The sequence below is a fragment of the Pantoea sp. sgz302252 genome (assembly GCF_042610525.1).
Classification (GTDB): domain Bacteria; phylum Pseudomonadota; class Gammaproteobacteria; order Enterobacterales; family Enterobacteriaceae; genus Erwinia.
This window is the reverse complement of record NZ_JBHDVM010000014.1, coordinates 81,507-99,592: the sequence shown is the minus strand read 5'-3', so window position 1 is coordinate 99,592 and position 18,086 is coordinate 81,507. Positions and strand designations below refer to the sequence as shown.

Sequence of the window (18,086 nt, the reverse complement as noted above, 5' to 3'; positions counted from 1 at the left end):
CGGCCTTAGCCGCCCTGACAAACTAGCGTTGCGTTGCGGAATAGCTGAGGATCACAGGCTCATCCGGCAGTTGGGTAAAGCGCGTGATTATCTGATGAAAATCCGCGATGGGATCCAGCTTGCTGAACGCCTGCGGATAGAGGTCACGCGCCAAAATTTCCATCCCGATAATATTGTAAGGATGGTTATAAAAATGGTGATAGATGCCGTAAACCCTGCCCTGCTGTACCGGCGCAATCTGCTGTAGCCCGTTGCGTTTAACCAGCGTGGTGAAGGTCGCTGTCACTTCCTGAGGAGTAACGTTATAGCCAAACGGCAGCACGTTTTTATTCGGGCGCTTTGAGCCTGACATAATATAAACGTCCGGCTGCATGGCGATGATTTTCTCCAGCGCCACAAAGCCCGAAGAGCCCGGCAGCAGCGCCGAACCGATGTTCTTACCGCCAACCGCTTCTACCAGACCGCCCCAGCCGTTATGGGCATGGGTAAAGCAGCAGCTATCCGAGTTACCTGCTATCGGCTCAATAAATACCGTGGGTTTTTTAGCGATGGTGCTGATGGTTTTCTGCATAGCGTCAAAGCGCTGCTGATAAAAATCCGTGTAGGCTTTGGCTCTGGCTTCCTGGTTCAGCACTTTGCCCAGCAGCGTAATGCTGTTAGCCGTGTTCTGTACCGGATGTAGCTCATAGTCGATAAATACTACCGGAATATGCAGACGCTGTAGCGTAGCCAGCACGCCAGTTTGCTTTAACGCCGCTTTGGCGCGCAGCTGGGCAATCATCAGATCCGGCTTCTCCGCCACCACGCTTTCCAGGTTCACCTGTCCCTGATCGTTGAAGCCCATATCAATGATTTTGTTTGCTTCCGGCCAGCTTTTGCTGAGCAGCGCCCAGGTTTGCGGATCCTGCTTTTTCGGCAGGTTGTTCCACGCCACCACGCGGCGGAACGGATCTTCCCTGTCCAGCAGCGCCAGCGCCAGGATATCGCGGCCATCCTGCAGAATAACGTGCTGCGGTTCCTTTTCCAGGGTGATCTTCTGATTATCCATATCGGTAATCTGCAGCGGATAAGTGGTTGCGGCTGCGCCCGCAGAAACCACCAGGGATGCCAGTAACAGCCAGCGGCGAATCGTCACGTTCTCTCTCCATCAAAATAATAAACGGCCTGAATATACCGCTAAGCGGCTAGTTTTTCCTGTATTTTCATTTATTTCCGCCGCCGTTTTGCGGCCAGCCGATCAGCAGCAGCCCGCCCAGAATTAACACTACGCCAGCCAGTTTTCCCCAGTGGAAACCCTCATGAAAACCGGGCAGAAAAAGCGCGCCACACCAGACCAGCACATAGCTGACGCTCAGCAGCGGATAGGCTTTGCTGAGGGCTATTCGCCGCAGCGCCAGCAGCCAGCAAAGCATCGAGAGCGCATAGGCCAGCAGCCCGCCAGCCAATCCCCAGGCTTCGGGGGGCAAAGCCAGTAGCGCGGCAAAAAAAGCCGCAGGATCGCTGGCGGCAGGCAAAGTCACCAGCGACCAACGCATCAGCAGCTGAGCCGCGCTGACCAGCAGCACGCTGCATAAAGCCAGTAACAGGCCCATCAGGCGTAGATCCCCATCACGGCTACGCCAGCCACTATCAGTAGCACGCCCAGCCAGTGCCGTAGCGGTACGACTTCCCGCCACAGCCAGCGCGCCGCCAGCACGATAAATATAAAGTTCATGCTTAACATGGGATAGGCCACGCCCACCGGCACCAGCTGCAATACCCGTAGCCAGACCAGCATGGCGCAACCGAGCAGCAACACGCTTAACCCTAACCAGAACAGCAGGTGCCATTTTCCCTTCAGCAGGCCATGGTGAGCGGCCTGTTTCTGGCAGAGCTGCCCGACGCAGCTCAGCAGGCTGCTGAAGACGATCAGCAACATATTCACGGCGTCTGACCATACTGATAGACGGCCAGCCTTCCTCGCCGATAGCTGCGGTCGGCTTTCGGCACTTCTGCATCGGTATCTTCCCGATCGCGCGACATTACCAGCATCAGCGTAACGCTGCCCTCACGGCGGTGCTGCTGTAGCCAGGCGGCAAACTCCGCTTCCGCAATAAATTTGCCTTTGGCATCCGCGTAGCTTAGTCCGTACTGCACCTCGCCCGGCTGCTGATAGAGCAAAATATCGCTGCGCTGTAGCTCCCAGGCCAGACCGGAAGCGAGGCCGGGATTGTTTGCCAGCACAAAGCGGCTGGGCGCGATTTGGTCTTTCATTTCATGGATAAAAGCCTGCGGCTGTTTGGCATCTCTGATCCTGTCCGGGATAACCGCGCCAATCAGCAGCGCCAGCGCCAGCGGCGCAAAAGCTGCCCAGGCCCAGCGCCGCGCTGGCGCGGCCAGTGTCGCCAGCCCGCAGCCTGCCCAAAACAGGAAAATTATGGCGGCCAGGACAACTTTCAGCTGTTCATGCGCGGCATAAAGCGGATGTTTCGCCAGCCCCCACGGCGCCAGGAAACCGACCACGGCGATGGTACAAATCAGACCGAATAGCAGGTTAATCCAGCCGTTGACGCGCAACGCCTTGCCGTTAGTTGCCATCAGCCGCACGGCTTCTCTTGCCATTAACGCCGCCAGCGGCGCAAAACATGGCAGGATATAGGTAGGCAGTTTGCCTTTGGCAATGCTGAAAAATAGCAGCGGCATAATCAGCCAGCTCAGCAGGTAGAAGCTGCCCGCATCCTGTTTTCTTTCTCGCCAGCCGCCGAGTATCGCGCCCGGCAGCAGCGCCAGCCACGGCAGGCTACCTCCCACCAACACCGGCAGATAGTACCAAAACGGCGCCTTGTGCTGGGCGTTAGCTTCGGCGAAACGTTGGATATGTTCGACCCAGAAGAAGTAGTGCCAGAAATCCGGTTCGTGCTGCGCGACGGCAATGGCCCAGGGCGCGCTGATAATAGCCGCGCCGATAACAGCCACTCCGCCAAAGCCGAGCAGCTCTTTAAAACGCCTTTGCTGCACCGCCCAGGGAAGAATAGCGATAACCGGCACGGCCAGCGCCAGAAAGCCTTTGGTCATAAAGCCCATGCCGCAGGCGAAGCCCAGCAGCAGCCAGGCCAGCGCTTTTTTTCTGAACGTGGAGACTTCCGTGGTAAGCCAATAAGCGCACATTGCTGCTACCAGCCACAGCGTTATCGCCGGGTCGAGTACCGCATAGGTGCCAATACCGTAAACCAGCAGGCTGGTCAGGAAGATCACGCCCGCCATCAGCGCCGTAGCTCGATCGCGCCAGATCCGCAGCGTCAGCCAGTACAGCAGCAGCGCCGCCAGCGTCACCGAGAAAACCGATCCAAACCGCACGGCAAAATTAGTGTGGCCAAAGAGTAGCTGGCTGAAGTTGTTGATCCAGTAGCCCACCACTGGTTTTTCAAAGTAGCGCAGGTCGAAAAAGTGGGGAACGATCCAGTCGCCGCTCGCCAGCATTTCCCGGCTGATTTCCGCATAGCGGGTTTCATCCGGCTGCCACAGCGCGCGAAACTCCAGCGGCGCCAGGTAATACAAGGCAAATAAAGCCAGTAAGAGAAGGCCATTTCTCATTGCTTTCATAAAATTATCCGGCTAGCTGTTGGCATCCCAGCCATCCTTCACGGCCGGGGAGGCTACCCCGAACAATTTTTCCTGCTGGCAGCGTGGAGAGATCTTCCGGCAGCAGTTCGCTCAGCGGGCAGAACTGAACGCCTTCGCTTTTCGCCAGCGTCAGCAGCTCGCGGAACATCTGGCTCATCACTATCCCTTCCACTTCCGCATGGATGGTATAAACGGGCGTGCCGCTATCCTGCTTTATCTGTTCAATAATATAAGCGTTGTAATCTTCTTTGCTGACGGTTGATCCCACCACTTCATCCCACGTCGGCAGCGTGACCGGAATCTGCACCGTGCCGGGTTCGCCGTTCGCCAGCAGCGGCCGAAAAGGCCCGCTGCCGCGACAGTCGCTGTTGTAGCGAAAGCCAAAAGGCTCTTTCGCGGTGACGATGCGCTGATCTGCGCGCCAGCCCGCCACGGCGGAGCAGGTGACAGGCTGGCGAACAATCTCGCTTAGCGCTTTTTCCCCCAGCCGAATCTGCCGCTCCAGCTCCTCCGGCGACCAGACGCCTGCCCAGGTTTGCCAGGCGAAATGATCCCAGGTGTGTAGCCCGATCTCATGGCGATCCGCTGTCTTGCGCAGGATCGCCGCTTGCCCTTTGCCAATAAGGCGGCCAGGCCAGGCCGTACCGGCCAGTAAGATATCCCAGCCGTAAAGCGAGGCGGCGTTGGAACGCAGCATTTTCCACAGGAACTTTGGCTTCAGCAGGCGCCACAGGTGGCGCCCCATATTGTCCGGGCCGATGCTGAAGAAAAAACTTGCCTGGATCTGGTGCGCATCCAGAATGCGCAACAGTTCCGGTACGCCATCCCGCGTGCCGCGCCACGTATCCACATCAATACGCAGACCAACCTTCTTCATTTCCGCTCGCCCACGCCTTCCACGGTGCGTAAAAAGAAATCCAGCGTAGCGTCGATGGTTTTATCCATCTTCACCTCTGGCGTCCAGTTCAGCAGGCGGCGAGCGTTGCGGATAGAGGGCTTGCGGTGCTCGACATCCTGATAACCTTTGCCGTAATAGCTGCTGCTTTCAACCTCGCGGAAACCGGCGAACGGTGGGAAGCTGTCGCGCAGCGGATGACGGTCAAAGCTGGCGAGCAGTTGTTCGGCCAGCTCTTTGATGCTGGCCTCGTTATCCGGGTTGCCGATATTGATAATCTGGCCGTCGCAGTTATTGTTTTTATTTTCAATAATGCGAAACAGCGCCTCTACGCCATCGCTGATATCGGTAAAGCAGCGTTTCTGTCTGCCGCCGTCGATCAGCTTGATTGGCGAGCCTTCTACCAGATTGAGGATTAGCTGGGTAATAGCACGCGAGCTGCCAATACGCGCGGCATTCAGGTTATCCAGACGCGGCCCCATCCAATTAAACGGTCGGAACAGCGTAAAGCGCAGTCCTTCTTTGTCGCCATAGGCCCAAATTACGCGATCTAATAGTTGCTTGGAGACGGAATAGATCCAGCGCTGTTTGTTAATCGGCCCGACCACCAGGTTGGAATGATCTTCATCGAAATTCTCGTCGGTGCACATGCCGTACACTTCGGAAGTGGAAGGGAAAATAATGCGCTTTTTGTACTTCACGCAGTCGCGGATAATCTTCAGGTTCTCTTCGAAATCCAGTTCGAATACCCGCAGCGGGTTGCGCGTATATTCAATCGGCGTGGCGATAGCCACCAGCGGCAGCACGATATCGCATTTTTTAATATGGTATTCAATCCACTCGGAATGGATGCTGATATCCCCTTCCACAAACTGAAAGCGCGGATGGCCGATAAAGCGGCTGATGGCGTCCGAGCCGATATCCAGACCGTAGACGTCGAAATTATCGTCCTTCAGTAAACGTTCGGTAAGATGATTGCCGATAAATCCGTTTACGCCGAGAATTAATACGCGCGTCCGGCGTTTTATTGCCGAAACGCTCTGGCTGCTCAGCAGCGCACCATTGACCAGTCCCAGCGTTTGCGCCAGCTGCGAGCCCTGCATCCAGACGCCGTTTTCGCTCTGGCCCGTCATTATTTCCAGCGCATGCTCGCCGCAGGCCACAACCAGCGGCGCAACCGAAAGCACGGTTCCGGGTTTAGCCGCAGGCAGATCGGGGCGCACCTTGCTTTTCCAGACGATAAACTTCGCCGACCCGACGTAGCCAAACGCGCCCGGCCAGGGATCCGTTACCGCTCTAACCAAGTTATGCAGGGTCTCCGCTGGCTGTTCCCAGTCGAGGCGGCCATCTTCCGGCCCGCGGCGGCCAAAACGGCTTGCCAGGCTCTCATCCTGAGCGCGTTCAGCAACGGTGCCCGCTTTCAATAAAGGCAGGGTATCAGCCAGCAGCTGCTCCGCTGCCGCGTTCAGCTTGCGGTGCAGCGTCAGGGCATTATCTTCCGCTGCGATTGTGACCTTTTGCTGGCCGATAATGGCCCCGGCATCGGCTCGCTTGATCATGCGGTGTAGCGTCACGCCGGTTTCGGTTTCGCCGTTGACCAACACCCAATTCAGCGGCGCACGGCCACGATATTTTGGCAGTAGCGAGCCGTGCAGATTGAACGCGCCGACGCGGGCGATGTTCAGGATGTTGTCGCAAAGCAGATTGCGGTAATAAAAAGAGAAAATAATATCCGGCGCCATCGCTTTGATGCGGTCAACCCACAGCGGATGGTTAACTTCTTCCGGCGCGAAAACCGGAATGCCCTGCTCCGCCGCAAGGCGCGCCACCGAGCCAAAGAAGTGGTTTTCACTGGCGGCATCAGCGTGGGTAAAAATCGCTTCGATTTCGTAGCCAGCTTTGATCAGCGCATTGATGCCGGCACAGCCCATATCATGATAGGCAAAAACAACGGTTTTCATTCTTTTTTATCCTTTACAGAAGCAGTTACCACTCGCTGTACGAAATAGCGGGGACGGGCGCGGACGTCGTTATAGATACGTCCGATATATTCGCCCAGCAGTCCCATGCCGATAAATTGCGCGCCAATAAAGATAAACAGGATGGCGAACAGCATAAAAACGCCGTCGGCGGCCCACTGCGGGCCAAAAAACAGGCGCAGCAGGATTAGCAACAGCGAGAAAGCGAACCCGGCCAGCGCGATAACGCTGCCCACAATGCTGAGCATGCGCAGCGGCGTGGTAGTGAGGCAGGTCACCAGGTCGTACATCAAGTTAACCAGGCGCATCAGGCTATATTTGGAGTCGCCAAATTCGCGCTCCGCATGCAGCACCGGAATTTCGGTCGCGCGACGGGCGAAGGTATTCGCCAGAATGGGAATAAAGGTGCTGCGTTCATGGCAGTGCAGCATGGCATCGACAATATGACGACGATAGGCGCGTAGCATGCAACCATAATCGCCCATCGCCTTGCCTGTCGCGCGCTGGATAAGATGGTTGATAGTGCGCGAAGCCAGCTTGCGAAAACGACTGTCCTGGCGGTTTTGCCGTACGGTACCAACGACGTCGTAGCCTTCCTGCGCAGTAGCAACCAGCCGCGGGATCTCTTCTGGCGGGTTTTGCAGATCAGCATCCAGCGTAATGATCAAATCACCACTGACGTGACTAAAGCCCGCCATAATGGCCGAGTGCTGACCGTAATTACGATTAAGTAATACGGCTACTATGTGGCTTCCTTCCTGCTCTGCGGCAGCGGTCAGCAAACTGGCGGAATCGTCGCTGCTGCCATCGTCCACCAGCAGAATTTCCCATGCCATAGTCAGCGCGGCGCAGGCTTCGCTCGTACGCCTGATCAGCTCGGGCAAACTTTCCTGCTCGTTATAAACAGGGATAACGATGGAGACCTTATTAATAGTTTGATCAGGCATGATATTTCTCAGCGATTTCACGCAGCGCGGCAATAACGCGGCTGACGTCTTCATCGGTCATCGTGGGAAACAGCGGAATAGAGCAGATCCGCTCCGAATTCCATTCAGTAGCGGGCAAAGAGAGTGCCGGGAAACGTTCGCGGTAATATTTTTGCGTATGCGCGGCTCTGAAATGCAGGCCGGTACCGATATTGCGTTCCTTCAGCGCCTGCATTAGCTCATCGCGGCTCAGGCCGCAGCTTGCCTTATCGACACGGATAATAAACAGATGCCAGGCATGCTGATGCGGCCAGTCCGGCTGGGCCAGTGGTTGAAAAGGCGTGTCGGCCAGTTCGCGCAAATACCTTTCGGCAATGGCCGCACGACGAGCGTTAAGCTGTTTCAGCTTGCCCAACTGCACCAGCGCAATAGCCGCGTTGATATCCGCCAGATTATATTTGTAGCCGGGCGTCAGCACTTCCGCCTGCGGCGCGCGGCCATGCGTCTGACGATCGAAAGCGTCTACGCCAAGGCCATGAAATTTCAGACTGCGGATGCGATTAGCCAGCTGTTCGTTATCGGTGACCACAAGGCCGCCTTCCGCACAGGTCATATTTTTAATGGCGTGAAACGAGAAAATAGCTGTGCCGATCGCACCTACATGCCGATCGCGGTAATAAGTACCTGCCGCATGGGCCGCATCGTCAATAACGGCAATACCGTAGCGAGCGCCCAATGCGTGAATAGCATCAATATTCGCAGGCGCGCCCGCGTAGTGCACGGGAATAATGGCTTTGGTTCGGGGTGTAATAGCGGCTTCGATCTGTTCCGGCGTAACCATTAACGTGTCGCGGTCAACATCGATCATGACAGGTTCGGCGCCCAGCAGCGCTATCATATTTAGCGTAGAAACCCAGGTCAAAGAGGGAGTAATAACTTCATCGCCAGCGCCAATATCCAGCGCCATTAACGTCACGTGCATGCCAGCCGTGGCTGAACTCACGGCAATCGCATGCTGGTTGCCCGTCAGTTCGCAAAAAGCTTTTTCCAGCTGCTGATTTTTAGGCCCTGTGGTGATCCAGCCGGAATTCAGCACCTCGCCGACCGCAGCCAGTTCGCTCTCGCCCAGTGCAGGACGTGAAAAAGGGAGAAACTCGGACATCATTAAAATTCCTTTAACAATTACCTAAAGCCAATTTAGCAGATCGTGCGCAGTGAATCGTAAGTAACAGAGTAAAATTATTAACTTTTGTTAACCCACGCAGGCGCTGTGCGCTTTTTCAACAGCCGCAAGAAGAAACATTATTTTTACGACTCGTTCACTTTGTAGCGGTTTATTGTGGCATGCCGCTAAGGCGGCTAATTCAACGCTTCCTGAACGATAAGCGAGAAACCTTAGGGAAAGATTAAGGAAATGCGAATGAGGTAACAGAAACGGCATCTGTGACGACACCGTTTAAGAAAGGTTTAAAAAACAGCGATGCGGCGTGCAATTTTGCGCCAACAGGTAATAAAAATTTAATACTATTAACGGGGAACTTTATCGGGAAGGAAATGTCATGAGTGAGCCAGCCCGATATAATGCCTATTTACTTCAGCCCTGCTTAACTAAGGGCAAAAAAAAGGCGCCCGTTAAGGGCGCCCTTTGCTATCGCTGCGGATTCAGGCCGCGTCGATATTATTTTTTCGCATCGTCCGGCAGCGCATAGGCCACAATATAGTCGCCCAGTTTGGTGCCGAAGGAGCCGTGACCGCCAGCCGCGATCAGCACGTACTGCTTGCCGTTCACTTCATAGGTCATCGGCGTCGCCTGGCCGCCAGCCGGCAGACGAGCCTGCCACAGTTTTTCACCGTTGGTAACGTTGAACGCGCGCAGATAGTTATCCGCCGTCGCGCCGATAAACATCACGTTACCCGCCGTAGAGATTGGGCCGCCCAGCATTGGCATACCCATTTTGAACGGCAGAGGAACCGGCGAACTGTCGCGTACGGTACCGATGCGTTTTTTCCACACGATATCGTTGGTCTTCAGATCAACTGCAGAGATGTAGCCCCACGCAGGTTGCTTACAAGGGAAGCCCAGCGGAGAAAGGAACGGGTTCAGAGTTACGCCGTAAGGCACGCCGTACTGAGGCTGAACGCCGGTCTCGGTGCCGCTGCCGCCTTTGTCGTTCGCATCCGGCCACATTGGGTTATTTGGCCCACGCGGGATCAGACGAGAAACGAATGGCAGAGCCATTGGGTTGGTAATGGCGATCTGACGATCGGTGTTTACAGAGATACCGCCCCACTCGAACATACCCAGGTTACCCGGGAATACCAGAGTGCCCTGCTCTGACGGCGGCGTGAACGGGCCTTCATAACGCAGGCTATGGAACATCACGCGGCAGATCAGCTGATCGTAAATGGTCGCGCCCCACATATCCGCGCCGGAGAGTTTATTCTTCGGACGGTAGGTCAGCTCAGAGAAGTGCTGAGTTGGGGAGAGACGGTCACCTTTGGCAGCGCCCTGCGGCACTGGCGTTTCTGGCGCTGGCACAACTTCTTTACCGGTACGACGATCCAGAACAAAGATATCGCCGGTTTTGGTCGGTACATAGATAACCGGAACCGTGCTGCCATCTTTAACGGTGATATCCGCCAGAGTAGGCTGCGCAGGCACGTCCATATCCCACAGATCGTGGTGAACGGTCTGGTAGAACCAGGCTACTTTACCGGTGGTCGCGTTCAGCGCCAGCATGCCGGTCGCGTAACGTTCCATTTCCGGGGTACGGTTGCCGCCCCAGATATCCGGGGTCGCTACGCCAATTGGCAGGTAAACCAGATCCAGTTTGGCATCGTAAGAAGCCGGCGCCCAGGAGTTCGGGGAGTTAGCAACATAGTGCTGCTCGCCTTCCGGTACCACGTTTGGATCTTTAGCACCCGGATCGAATGCCCACAGCAGTTTGCCCGTGTTGACATCGAAACCACGCACTACGCCGGATGGCTCTTTGGTGGAATAGTTATCGGTTACCGCACCGGCAATCACGATAGTTTTATCGGTGATGATCGGTGGAGAAGTCGGCTCGTAAGCACCAGCACGAGCGTTAGGCATGTTCTGCTGCAGGTTCAGCTTGCCGTTCTCGCCAAATTCCGGGCACAGAGCACCGGTTTCCGCGTCCAGCGCGTACAGGTGACCATCGTTCACCGGCAGGATCACGCGACGTGAGCACAGCGCGGGCTTACCGCCAGCAGGCACGTCGGCTGCGGCTGGGGTTTCATGATAAGAAACGCCACGGCAGGTCACGTGCTGGAAGGAAGGATCGGTTTTCAGCTGCGGATCGAATTTCCACTTCTCTTTACCGGTAGCCGCATCCAGCGCAAACAGGATCTGGTGAGGCGTACACAGGTACAGAGAATCGCCGATTTTGATTGGGGTGACTTCATCAGTCATTTCGCCCGGATCGGTTGGGCGCTTCATATCGCCAGTGCGGAAGGTCCAGGCTTCTTTCAGCTGGCCAACGTTTTTATCGTTGATCTGCGTCAGCGGCGAGTAGCGGGTGCCGCCCTGAGTACGACCATACGCAGGCCAGTCGCCGGCTGCGATGCCGTCAGCGGACTGGTTGGCGTTTGCCGCCCGATCGGCGCTCAGTGAACCGTTAATTTCCTGCGGATCGTTGAACACGGCGTAAGCCAGCGCGATCACCGTAACAACCAGCACCGCACTCAGCGCGCCGCGTGCCGCTTTGCCCTGAGACAGGCCACGGTAAACGAAAGGCAGCACCAGCCACAGGCCGAGGAAGAAGGTGACGTCCAGACGCGGCGTCAGCGCCCAGAAGTCTGAACCCACTTCCCACAACGACCAGATCAGCGTTGCGAGCAGGAATACCGCATACAGCATCAGTGCTGAAGAACGGCGACGGAACAGCAGCCAGGCGACGACCAGCTCTACAACACCAGCGATGATGTAGTAGAAAGAGCCGCCGAGTTTGGCCAGCCAGATACCGCCAATCAGCAGGTATAACCCGCTGAGAGCGGCAAATACAGCCGTAAGTATCACGAGCGTCCGTGATAACGGTGCTTTACTTTGCATAGTATGGACCTTACCAAAATTTAACGTCTTCGATTAGGCAGCAGCCTAATCGCAAAAAACACCCGGTTTCATACTGATTATCCATCCCGGTGTTTTGAACCCGCCGCAGAGCAGGTAATCCGCAGCAGGTTGTTCTGGATTCTTTTACATAAAGGTATAAGTGAGCGTCGCGCCAATGCCATAGTTGCGTCCCGGCGCCGGTTCGTAATAGCGCCCGTTGCCTTCGTTAACGATCACCGATCCGACGTATTCTTTATCGAACAGATTATCCACGCGTGCAAAAGTATCGAGCGACCACTTATCCCAGTTAAAACGATAGCCGCTATTCAGGCTGGTGACAGTATAAGATGGTGCTTTGGCATCATTTTCATCGTCGGCCTGAATGCTGCCCATATAACGAACTTCCGCGCCCGCATGCCAGCCCTCTTCCGGCATCCAGCCCAGAGAAGCGTAGCCCATATTTCGCGCCACGCCCGGCAGGCGATTGCCGGAAGGAGTACAGCTGCCGCTGTTGTCGCAGGTTTCGTTGCGATAGGTAGCATCCAGCAGCGTCCAGGCCATTTTCAGCTGCCAGTTTTCGGCAAACTGCTGATCCAGCGCCAGCTCCAGCCCGCGACGGCGCGTTTTGCCCGCGTTTTTATAAACCGAACGTCCGTTGCTGCTTTGCGCTACCACCAGCTCGTTATCGGTATTGGTCTGGAACAGCGCGGCGGTGAAAAGACCGTAACCAACACGGGTTTTGCTGCCCAGCTCGAAAGTATCGCTGGTGGCAGGCTTCAGCCCCAGATTCAGGCCGGTCTGGTTGCCGCTGATTGAGCGGTAGGACAACTCATTAATGGTTGGCGTTTCAAAGCCGCGGCCGGCAGAGAAGTAAAGATTTGAAGCATCCGTCAGCGCGTAGTTTAGCGAGCCCATCGGCAGCAGTTTGTGATAGCGCTTGCTGCCGCTGTCATCACCGTTGCCGCTGGTAACATAATAGTCGGTAGAATCAAAGCTGACGGTGCTGTAGCGCAGACCGGCATCCAGCGTCCATTTTGAGGTCAGATCCCAGCTGGTTTGCAGATAGGGATCCAGATTCCACATCACGTTTTTTTCGTTACGGCGCTGGTTGCCTTTTTCGCCCAGCAGCGTGCTGCCGTTATCAATACGGTAGTTTTCGAAGCCCTGTCGACGTTCGGTCATGGTTTCATAATCCAGGCCGCCGATCAGGCTAAAAGGTACCGAACCTATCTGATCGTTATGCTGCCAGCGCGTATCCACGCCGGAATATTTACGCTCCAGCACAATTACGCCCCCCGGATAAGCTGGGTTTTTCTGCACGGCAACGGGAATCGACTGATACTGCGTGGTGTGCCGCTCGCCGTGCCAGGTGGTCAGCGTGAGACGATCGTTTTCGCTCATTTCGCGCTCGTAGCGCAGGCCAAGCTGGGTTTGATCAAGGCTCTTACGGGTATTGTAAGCCTCGCCGCGCGGCGACTGGCGCGGATTCGCTTTCCATTCAGCGCGGGTCAGGCCGCCCGGATCGTTAGCGTCTACCGAAACGGTGTTAAACATCAGGGTCAGCGTGCTGACATCGTCGATACGTACGCCGAATTTGCCGTTGCCGAGGCTTTTTTGCGTGCCGCTCTGGTCGCGAAAACCGTGCGTCGTGAAGCGCGAGCCGGAAATCATATAATTTACGTCGCCCGCCTGCGTGCCATCGCCCGTTGCGCCGCTTGCCTTAACGCTGTTGCGCCAGCTACCGTAGCTGCCGTAATAAGTGCCTGCGGTTAGAGTGGTCGGCTGGCTGCCTGTCTCGCTGTCGATGTTGACCACGCCGCCAGAGGCATTGCCGTAAAGCGCGGAGTAAGGCCCACGCAGCACTTCGACTTTATCGACGGAATTGATATCAATATTGGAGGTCTGGCCCTGGCCGTCCGGCATGGTAGAAGGAATGCCGTCGACATAAACTCTTACGCCACGTACGCCGTACATAGAACGGCTGCCAAACCCGCGCACGGAGAGCTGGAGATCCTGGGCATAGTTCTGGCGGTTCTGAATTTGCAGGCCCGGCACGTTGCCAAGGGTTTCCGAGAGATTAACCTGCGCCGTGCTGTTGCGCAGCTGTTGACCGTTAACCACGCTCACCGCGGCTGGCGTATCCAGTTCTGAGAGTCCGCTACGCTGTTTGATCACCATTAGCGAGCCTTCCTGAGCGGAGGCGGCTTCTTGCTGCGCGGCGGCAGACTGTGCATGGCCGATAGCGGGCTGAAGCAGCGCCAGCGGCGTCAATAAAAGAGCAGATTTTCTATTCACAGGATTGGTTCGGTTAATCAATTTGTTGCCAGAGTGCTTGCAGCCTGACGCCCGTTAAAGCTTTTCCGCTGGCGGCGTTAAGCGGCCAGCGCAGAAAAAGTATACAAGCTGTTTTGAAACTTGCCTGCTAATCCCCTGCAAAATAAGGGTAATTGCGGCTTCAACCCACGCAATCGCCTGCGCGCAGGCTGAGAATAAGATGAAAGTATCAAAAACCACGAAATTGTAGCACTCAATAATCTGTTTGCGAACCATTGTTAAGGATTTAGCTGAACTGATTCAGCCATAAGCCACAAAATGATAATAGTTTTGTTACATGCCCACGCGGCGCGGCTTTCCCCCTCATTTTGTCCGGTTTTTTGCTTTTCCATAGCGAAACCGCTGTAAACGCTATACTTAGGCCATTATCCGTTGCTAAAGGAATATCATGCGCTGGCTGGATCCCCTTAAACTCTCTACGCTTCTTCCCGTCTGCGTCGTAGCGCTTGCCGCTCCGCTACTGTTAACCGCCTGCTCTTCCGGCAGCGGCGGCATGGTTTGCGAAGGTAAAGTCGAAACCCTGAGCGGCCAGGCTTTAGGCAATATCGAAGGCGAAATTATCGATCGTTTTACCTCTTTTCACGTTGTGATGGACAAGCTGAAGCTGGAAAGCGGCGCGCTTTACTCCAGCGACCCACAACAATATATTCCTTCTGCCATCACCAGAGAGGGCTGGCTGGCGCAGCGGCTTTCTGATACCCGCTTCAGCGTTATCAATGCGCAGCAGGACAGGATGATCACCTTTAGCTGCCCTGCCCGCGCTATCTGAACGCCTTTACCTTTGCCTGATTTTTCCCCACCGAGGAACGGAAATGACAGTTAGTCAGATAGCAAACCGACAGACTTTTTTTGGCCGTGGCAGCCTGCGTGAGCTGGTGCCGCTGCTCGGTAAAGATCCGCAGCCAACGCTGCTTTTTTGCGCCAACTCGTTTTTGCAGGGCGAAGCCTGGCAGAAGATAAAAGCGGAGGTAGAGCCGCTGCTGACAGGCATAGAGATTGTCCGCCATGAAGCCTCGCCCGCTGAGATTGATAGTTGGGTTGCGCGCTGGCGCAATAATACTGCGCGCGTGGTGGCTATCGGCGGCGGCAGCGTACTGGATGCGGCTAAAGCTTTTGCCGCTGTCAGCCAGCATCCGTTAAGTACGCTGCGCTATCTGGAAAAAGTCGGCGATACGCCGATAAGCGGCGCAACTTTACCTTTAATAGCTGTGCCAACCACGGCGGGTACGGGCAGCGAAGCGACGCAAAATGCCGTGGTGACGGACAAAGCCGATATTCAGGTCAAAGCCTCGCTGCGCCACGCTAACTTTGTGCCTCAGGTCGCTATTCTCGATCCTGATTTGTTGCGCGGTGCGCCAGACACCGTGCTGGCCTGCTGCGCTATCGACGCTTTTACCCATCTTTTTGAAGCTTACCTCTCGGCTAAAGGCAACTTTTTCAGCCGTCAGACCGCGCTTAACGGCCTGCGGGCTTTTGTTGGCGCCTGGCCTTACCTGAATCGGGATGACGAACAGGGCGACAGGGCCCGTGAACAGATGCTGTATGCCTCCTGGCAAGGCGGCCTGAGCCTGAGTATGGCCGGTCTGGGCGTCATTCACGGCATTGCTGGCGAGCTGGGCGCGATCAAAGATTATCATCATGGTGAAGTCTGCGGCCGCCTGCTGCTGCCCTTTTTACAACTGCTGGGCGACAGCGAAGACGAGCGGCAACGGGCGTTGATGGATGAGCTGGCCGTCGCGCTTTTTCCTGGCTTTACGCTGCCGCCAGCGCGTATGTTGGCCGCCTGGCTGCAGGATAAGGCCATCACACCTTTCTGGCAGGATCCGCCGTCACTGACCCGCGAGGAGGCGAACTGGATCCTGGCTCGCTCAAACAGTAAAAATTCGCTGGTTAACTACAGCGAGGCACAGCAGCGCTCTATGCTGGAACAGGCGTTTCGCATTGAATGATCTCTGTGCCTGGCTTTACCCCTGAAGCGTACTCCATAACGAAATGACTTTTTGCCTGCTTTTTACGGAAGCAGGCTTTTCTGGCCTGACAATCTTTTTAGTCTTTACTGGCAATTATTCCGTTCATCTTGCGCAGCGGCGGCAAAGCCTTGCGTCGTCAGTATTACGCCAGCAAAACGTAAATATTATGTTAAGTCGCTGCTTCTTAGGATTATTGGCATTGTTAAGCGCTTTCAGGCCCCCCAGATTATCGCTATTGACCAAAACAAATCAGACCTGCAAGGAAATGAAAATGAAAAAGTCAGGCGTTATTGCCCTCTCTGCGCTGCTCTTCGCAACCTCCAGCCTGAGCGCCTTCGCCGAAGGGCCGCGCCAGGACGGCCAGCCACCGGTTAAGCATGAGCAGCAGCACGGCAACCCACAGCATGAACAGCGCGACGGACAGCACGTTAATCCACAGCATGAACCACAGCGCGAGCCGCAGCACAACGCGCGCCCGGCAGAACACCGTCAGGATCAGCACCAGGCGTTTCATAAAGGCCGACCGCTGCCGGAAAAATACCGTGGCGAAGGCTACCAGGTTAATGACTGGCACAAACGTGGTCTGAAAGCGCCTCCGGCGGGCCATCGCTGGCAGAATATTGACGGCAATTATGTTCTGATTGCTGTTGCTACCGGCGTTATTACCTCGGTAATCGCGCATCACTAACGGTGCAGCGTTGCGCTGACGGGTATAACCGGAGCTGTCCTTTTCAGGGCAGCTTTTTTATGAGCACAAGCATGGGCAGAATAGCTTAATTGGCAGCCGCGTCGCGTTAAAAGAGTTAAAACAGCAGCCTTGCAAGGCCTAAACCCACCCCAAGCGCTGTAAACAGCGCGGCGATAAACCATATCGTTTGCGTGTTAATAGAGGTGTGCAGCTCTTTTCTGACGCTCTCTATATCTATTTTTGTAGCGTAATTCGCTTTAATAACGGCGACGTCGATCAGCAGCTGTTCGACTTTGCCTTCCAGTAGTTTCATTCTCTCCTCCATTTCTCTCTTCCTTTTTGGCTTTAGTTAACCATGCCGCGATCCTATAGTGCGAGCAAAAAATAACCAACCTTTAATTGCGGGATAAAATGCGAGAAGGCTCTGAAAACACGATGAAATTAATGTAACACCAGAGGGTTTTGGTGGAATAGAGTCAGCCTGAAGTGAAATATCTGTAGTAGAGGATCGAGAGGCAGGAAAAAGCGTGCCGCCATCCTGAGATGGCGGCACTTTAGGAATTAATGAAATGCGTTATTTAACAGAATAGAGGTAATGACGCCTGTCGCCGCGGCAATCAGCACGTAGTTACCATCAATATAGGCCCAGCGTTCGCCGCGCGGCGGCTCATGCAGTCCACGGTCGCGCCAGTCATCTACGCGGTAATCGTGCCCGCGGAAACGAGGCGGCAATGGCTGCCCACGGTGGAATTCATGCCCCTGCCAGGCAAAGCGGTCGCGCTCTTCGAAATGACGATCCGGGCCATGCCCTTCGTGACCACGAAAGTCGCCGTGTCCGCGATCCGGACCACGATCCGGGCCGCCATGTCCAGGGCCGCCGTGGTCGCCAGGGCCACCGCGCCCGTCGTGTCCGCCCTGATGATGCCACTCCTGGCCAGGAGGGCCTTCGGCCTGGGTAACGCCGGAGAAAAGCGTGCTTGCTGAGAACAGGGTAATCAACAGCGTCAGGGTCGTTTTTTTCATGGTTACATCCTCGTTTTGCTCACGGCTTCTGGTGCGCCGCTGAATGACACTATCGTCTAATCCGGGCCACGAAAACATATCCAACATTCTTAAAACCCCTGATATTACTGTACTTTACCCTATCCTAACCCTTCCTTAACACTATGAGTGAATTGTGGATCTGTTGCGCCTGCGCAGTTTGTGATAAGTCAGGCGGCAGCGCGGCTTTCGGCCAGAAATTCGCTGACTTCATCCGTCTGGGCGATAAAAGCGTTGAGCAGATGGCTGAATTTCTCCGCGTCCAGCAGGCTCAGCGGCTGCTGGCTACATAGCCTTAAGCAATCATCGCCATCCATCGCCAGCCAGCAGCCACGCATGGCGTCCATTTCAAAGTTTAATGCCAGCAGCGTGCGCAGCCAGGCTTCCGATGCGCCTGCCAGCTTGCCCAGTTTACGATGCAGGATCACGCAGTCGCTTTCCGGCGGCAGCTCCACTACGGCTATCTCTTTCCCTTCGCGCACCAGCGCACAAACGCCGTTTTTCAGGCACAGATTGAGATTCAGACGACGGCCATACCAGGCCAGAAAATGATTTAGCTGCTCTGTTGCGATCATAAA

General features: G+C 55.5%; 16 protein-coding genes. 3 read left to right on the top strand and 13 right to left on the bottom strand.

Features of this window, described 5'->3' with window-relative positions; translation table 11 throughout:
- Positions 1-22: 22 nt before the first annotated feature.
- The 10 genes from ACETPC_RS20485 to pqqU form a co-directional block, all read right to left on the bottom strand.
- Positions 23-1,129 (bottom strand): ABC transporter substrate-binding protein, encoded by a 1,107-nt coding sequence (locus tag ACETPC_RS20485; RefSeq protein WP_380184356.1) that lies wholly within the window; start codon positions 1,127-1,129, stop codon positions 23-25.
- Positions 1,130-1,202: 73 nt separating this feature from the next.
- Entirely contained in the window at positions 1,203-1,592 is a 390-nt protein-coding gene (gene arnF / locus ACETPC_RS20480) for a 4-amino-4-deoxy-L-arabinose-phosphoundecaprenol flippase subunit ArnF (protein ID WP_380184325.1), read from the bottom strand.
- A complete protein-coding gene (gene arnE, locus ACETPC_RS20475; protein ID WP_380184324.1) occupies positions 1,592-1,924 on the bottom strand; it encodes a 4-amino-4-deoxy-L-arabinose-phosphoundecaprenol flippase subunit ArnE in 333 nt (110 codons plus the stop codon). Before arnE ends, arnF begins: the two co-directional genes overlap by 1 nt.
- Positions 1,921-3,582, bottom strand: coding sequence for a lipid IV(A) 4-amino-4-deoxy-L-arabinosyltransferase (gene arnT / locus ACETPC_RS20470; RefSeq protein ID WP_380184323.1), 1,662 nt, complete (start codon positions 3,580-3,582; stop codon positions 1,921-1,923). Before arnT ends, arnE begins: the two co-directional genes overlap by 4 nt.
- Positions 3,583-3,586: 4 nt before the next feature.
- The gene (gene arnD, locus ACETPC_RS20465) at positions 3,587-4,480 is read right to left on the bottom strand and encodes a 4-deoxy-4-formamido-L-arabinose-phosphoundecaprenol deformylase (RefSeq protein ID WP_380184322.1); all 894 of its coding nucleotides are present in this window, start codon (positions 4,478-4,480) and stop codon (positions 3,587-3,589) included.
- Complete coding sequence (gene arnA, locus ACETPC_RS20460) at positions 4,477-6,459, bottom strand: bifunctional UDP-4-amino-4-deoxy-L-arabinose formyltransferase/UDP-glucuronic acid oxidase ArnA (protein ID WP_380184321.1); 1,983 nt, start codon at positions 6,457-6,459, stop codon at positions 4,477-4,479. The genes arnD and arnA overlap by 4 nt, the downstream gene beginning before the upstream one ends.
- Positions 6,456-7,424, bottom strand: coding sequence for an undecaprenyl-phosphate 4-deoxy-4-formamido-L-arabinose transferase (gene arnC, locus ACETPC_RS20455; RefSeq protein ID WP_380184320.1), 969 nt, complete (start codon positions 7,422-7,424; stop codon positions 6,456-6,458). The genes arnA and arnC overlap by 4 nt, the downstream gene beginning before the upstream one ends.
- Positions 7,417-8,565: a UDP-4-amino-4-deoxy-L-arabinose aminotransferase gene (gene arnB / locus ACETPC_RS20450; protein ID WP_380184355.1), complete on the bottom strand. Its 1,149-nt coding sequence runs from the start codon at positions 8,563-8,565 to the stop codon at positions 7,417-7,419. Before arnB ends, arnC begins: the two co-directional genes overlap by 8 nt.
- Before the next feature lie 516 nt (positions 8,566-9,081).
- Entirely contained in the window at positions 9,082-11,475 is a 2,394-nt protein-coding gene (locus ACETPC_RS20445) for a glucose/quinate/shikimate family membrane-bound PQQ-dependent dehydrogenase (protein ID WP_380184319.1), read from the bottom strand.
- Between the two features lie 144 nt (positions 11,476-11,619).
- Positions 11,620-13,788: a TonB-dependent receptor PqqU gene (gene pqqU / locus ACETPC_RS20440; protein WP_380184354.1), complete on the bottom strand. Its 2,169-nt coding sequence runs from the start codon at positions 13,786-13,788 to the stop codon at positions 11,620-11,622.
- A 409-nt stretch (positions 13,789-14,197) separates the two neighbouring features.
- Here pqqU and ACETPC_RS20435 point away from each other — a divergent pair, with 409 nt between their 5' ends.
- The 3 genes from ACETPC_RS20435 to ACETPC_RS20425 all read left to right on the top strand — a co-directional run bounded on the left by ACETPC_RS20435 (position 14,198) and on the right by ACETPC_RS20425 (position 16,467).
- Positions 14,198-14,578 carry a hypothetical protein gene (locus ACETPC_RS20435; protein WP_380184318.1) on the top strand — a complete coding sequence of 127 codons (381 nt, stop codon included), beginning with the start codon at positions 14,198-14,200 and terminating at the stop codon, positions 14,576-14,578.
- Positions 14,579-14,621: 43 nt separating this feature from the next.
- Positions 14,622-15,758, top strand: coding sequence for an iron-containing alcohol dehydrogenase (locus tag ACETPC_RS20430; RefSeq protein WP_380184317.1), 1,137 nt, complete (start codon positions 14,622-14,624; stop codon positions 15,756-15,758).
- 292 nt (positions 15,759-16,050) lie between these two features.
- Positions 16,051-16,467 (top strand): RcnB family protein, encoded by a 417-nt coding sequence (locus tag ACETPC_RS20425; protein ID WP_380184316.1) that lies wholly within the window; start codon positions 16,051-16,053, stop codon positions 16,465-16,467.
- A gap of 115 nt (positions 16,468-16,582) precedes the next feature.
- Here ACETPC_RS20425 and ACETPC_RS20420 read toward each other — a convergent pair whose 3' ends face one another.
- The 3 genes from ACETPC_RS20420 to ACETPC_RS20410 form a co-directional block, all read right to left on the bottom strand.
- The gene (locus ACETPC_RS20420) at positions 16,583-16,780 is read right to left on the bottom strand and encodes a hypothetical protein (protein WP_380184315.1); all 198 of its coding nucleotides are present in this window, start codon (positions 16,778-16,780) and stop codon (positions 16,583-16,585) included.
- A gap of 248 nt (positions 16,781-17,028) precedes the next feature.
- The gene (locus tag ACETPC_RS20415) at positions 17,029-17,490 is read right to left on the bottom strand and encodes an RcnB family protein (RefSeq protein WP_380184314.1); all 462 of its coding nucleotides are present in this window, start codon (positions 17,488-17,490) and stop codon (positions 17,029-17,031) included.
- Between the two features lie 188 nt (positions 17,491-17,678).
- Positions 17,679-18,083 carry a type III secretion system chaperone gene (locus ACETPC_RS20410; RefSeq protein WP_380184313.1) on the bottom strand — a complete coding sequence of 135 codons (405 nt, stop codon included), beginning with the start codon at positions 18,081-18,083 and terminating at the stop codon, positions 17,679-17,681.
- Between the last annotated feature and the right edge of the window lie 3 nt (positions 18,084-18,086).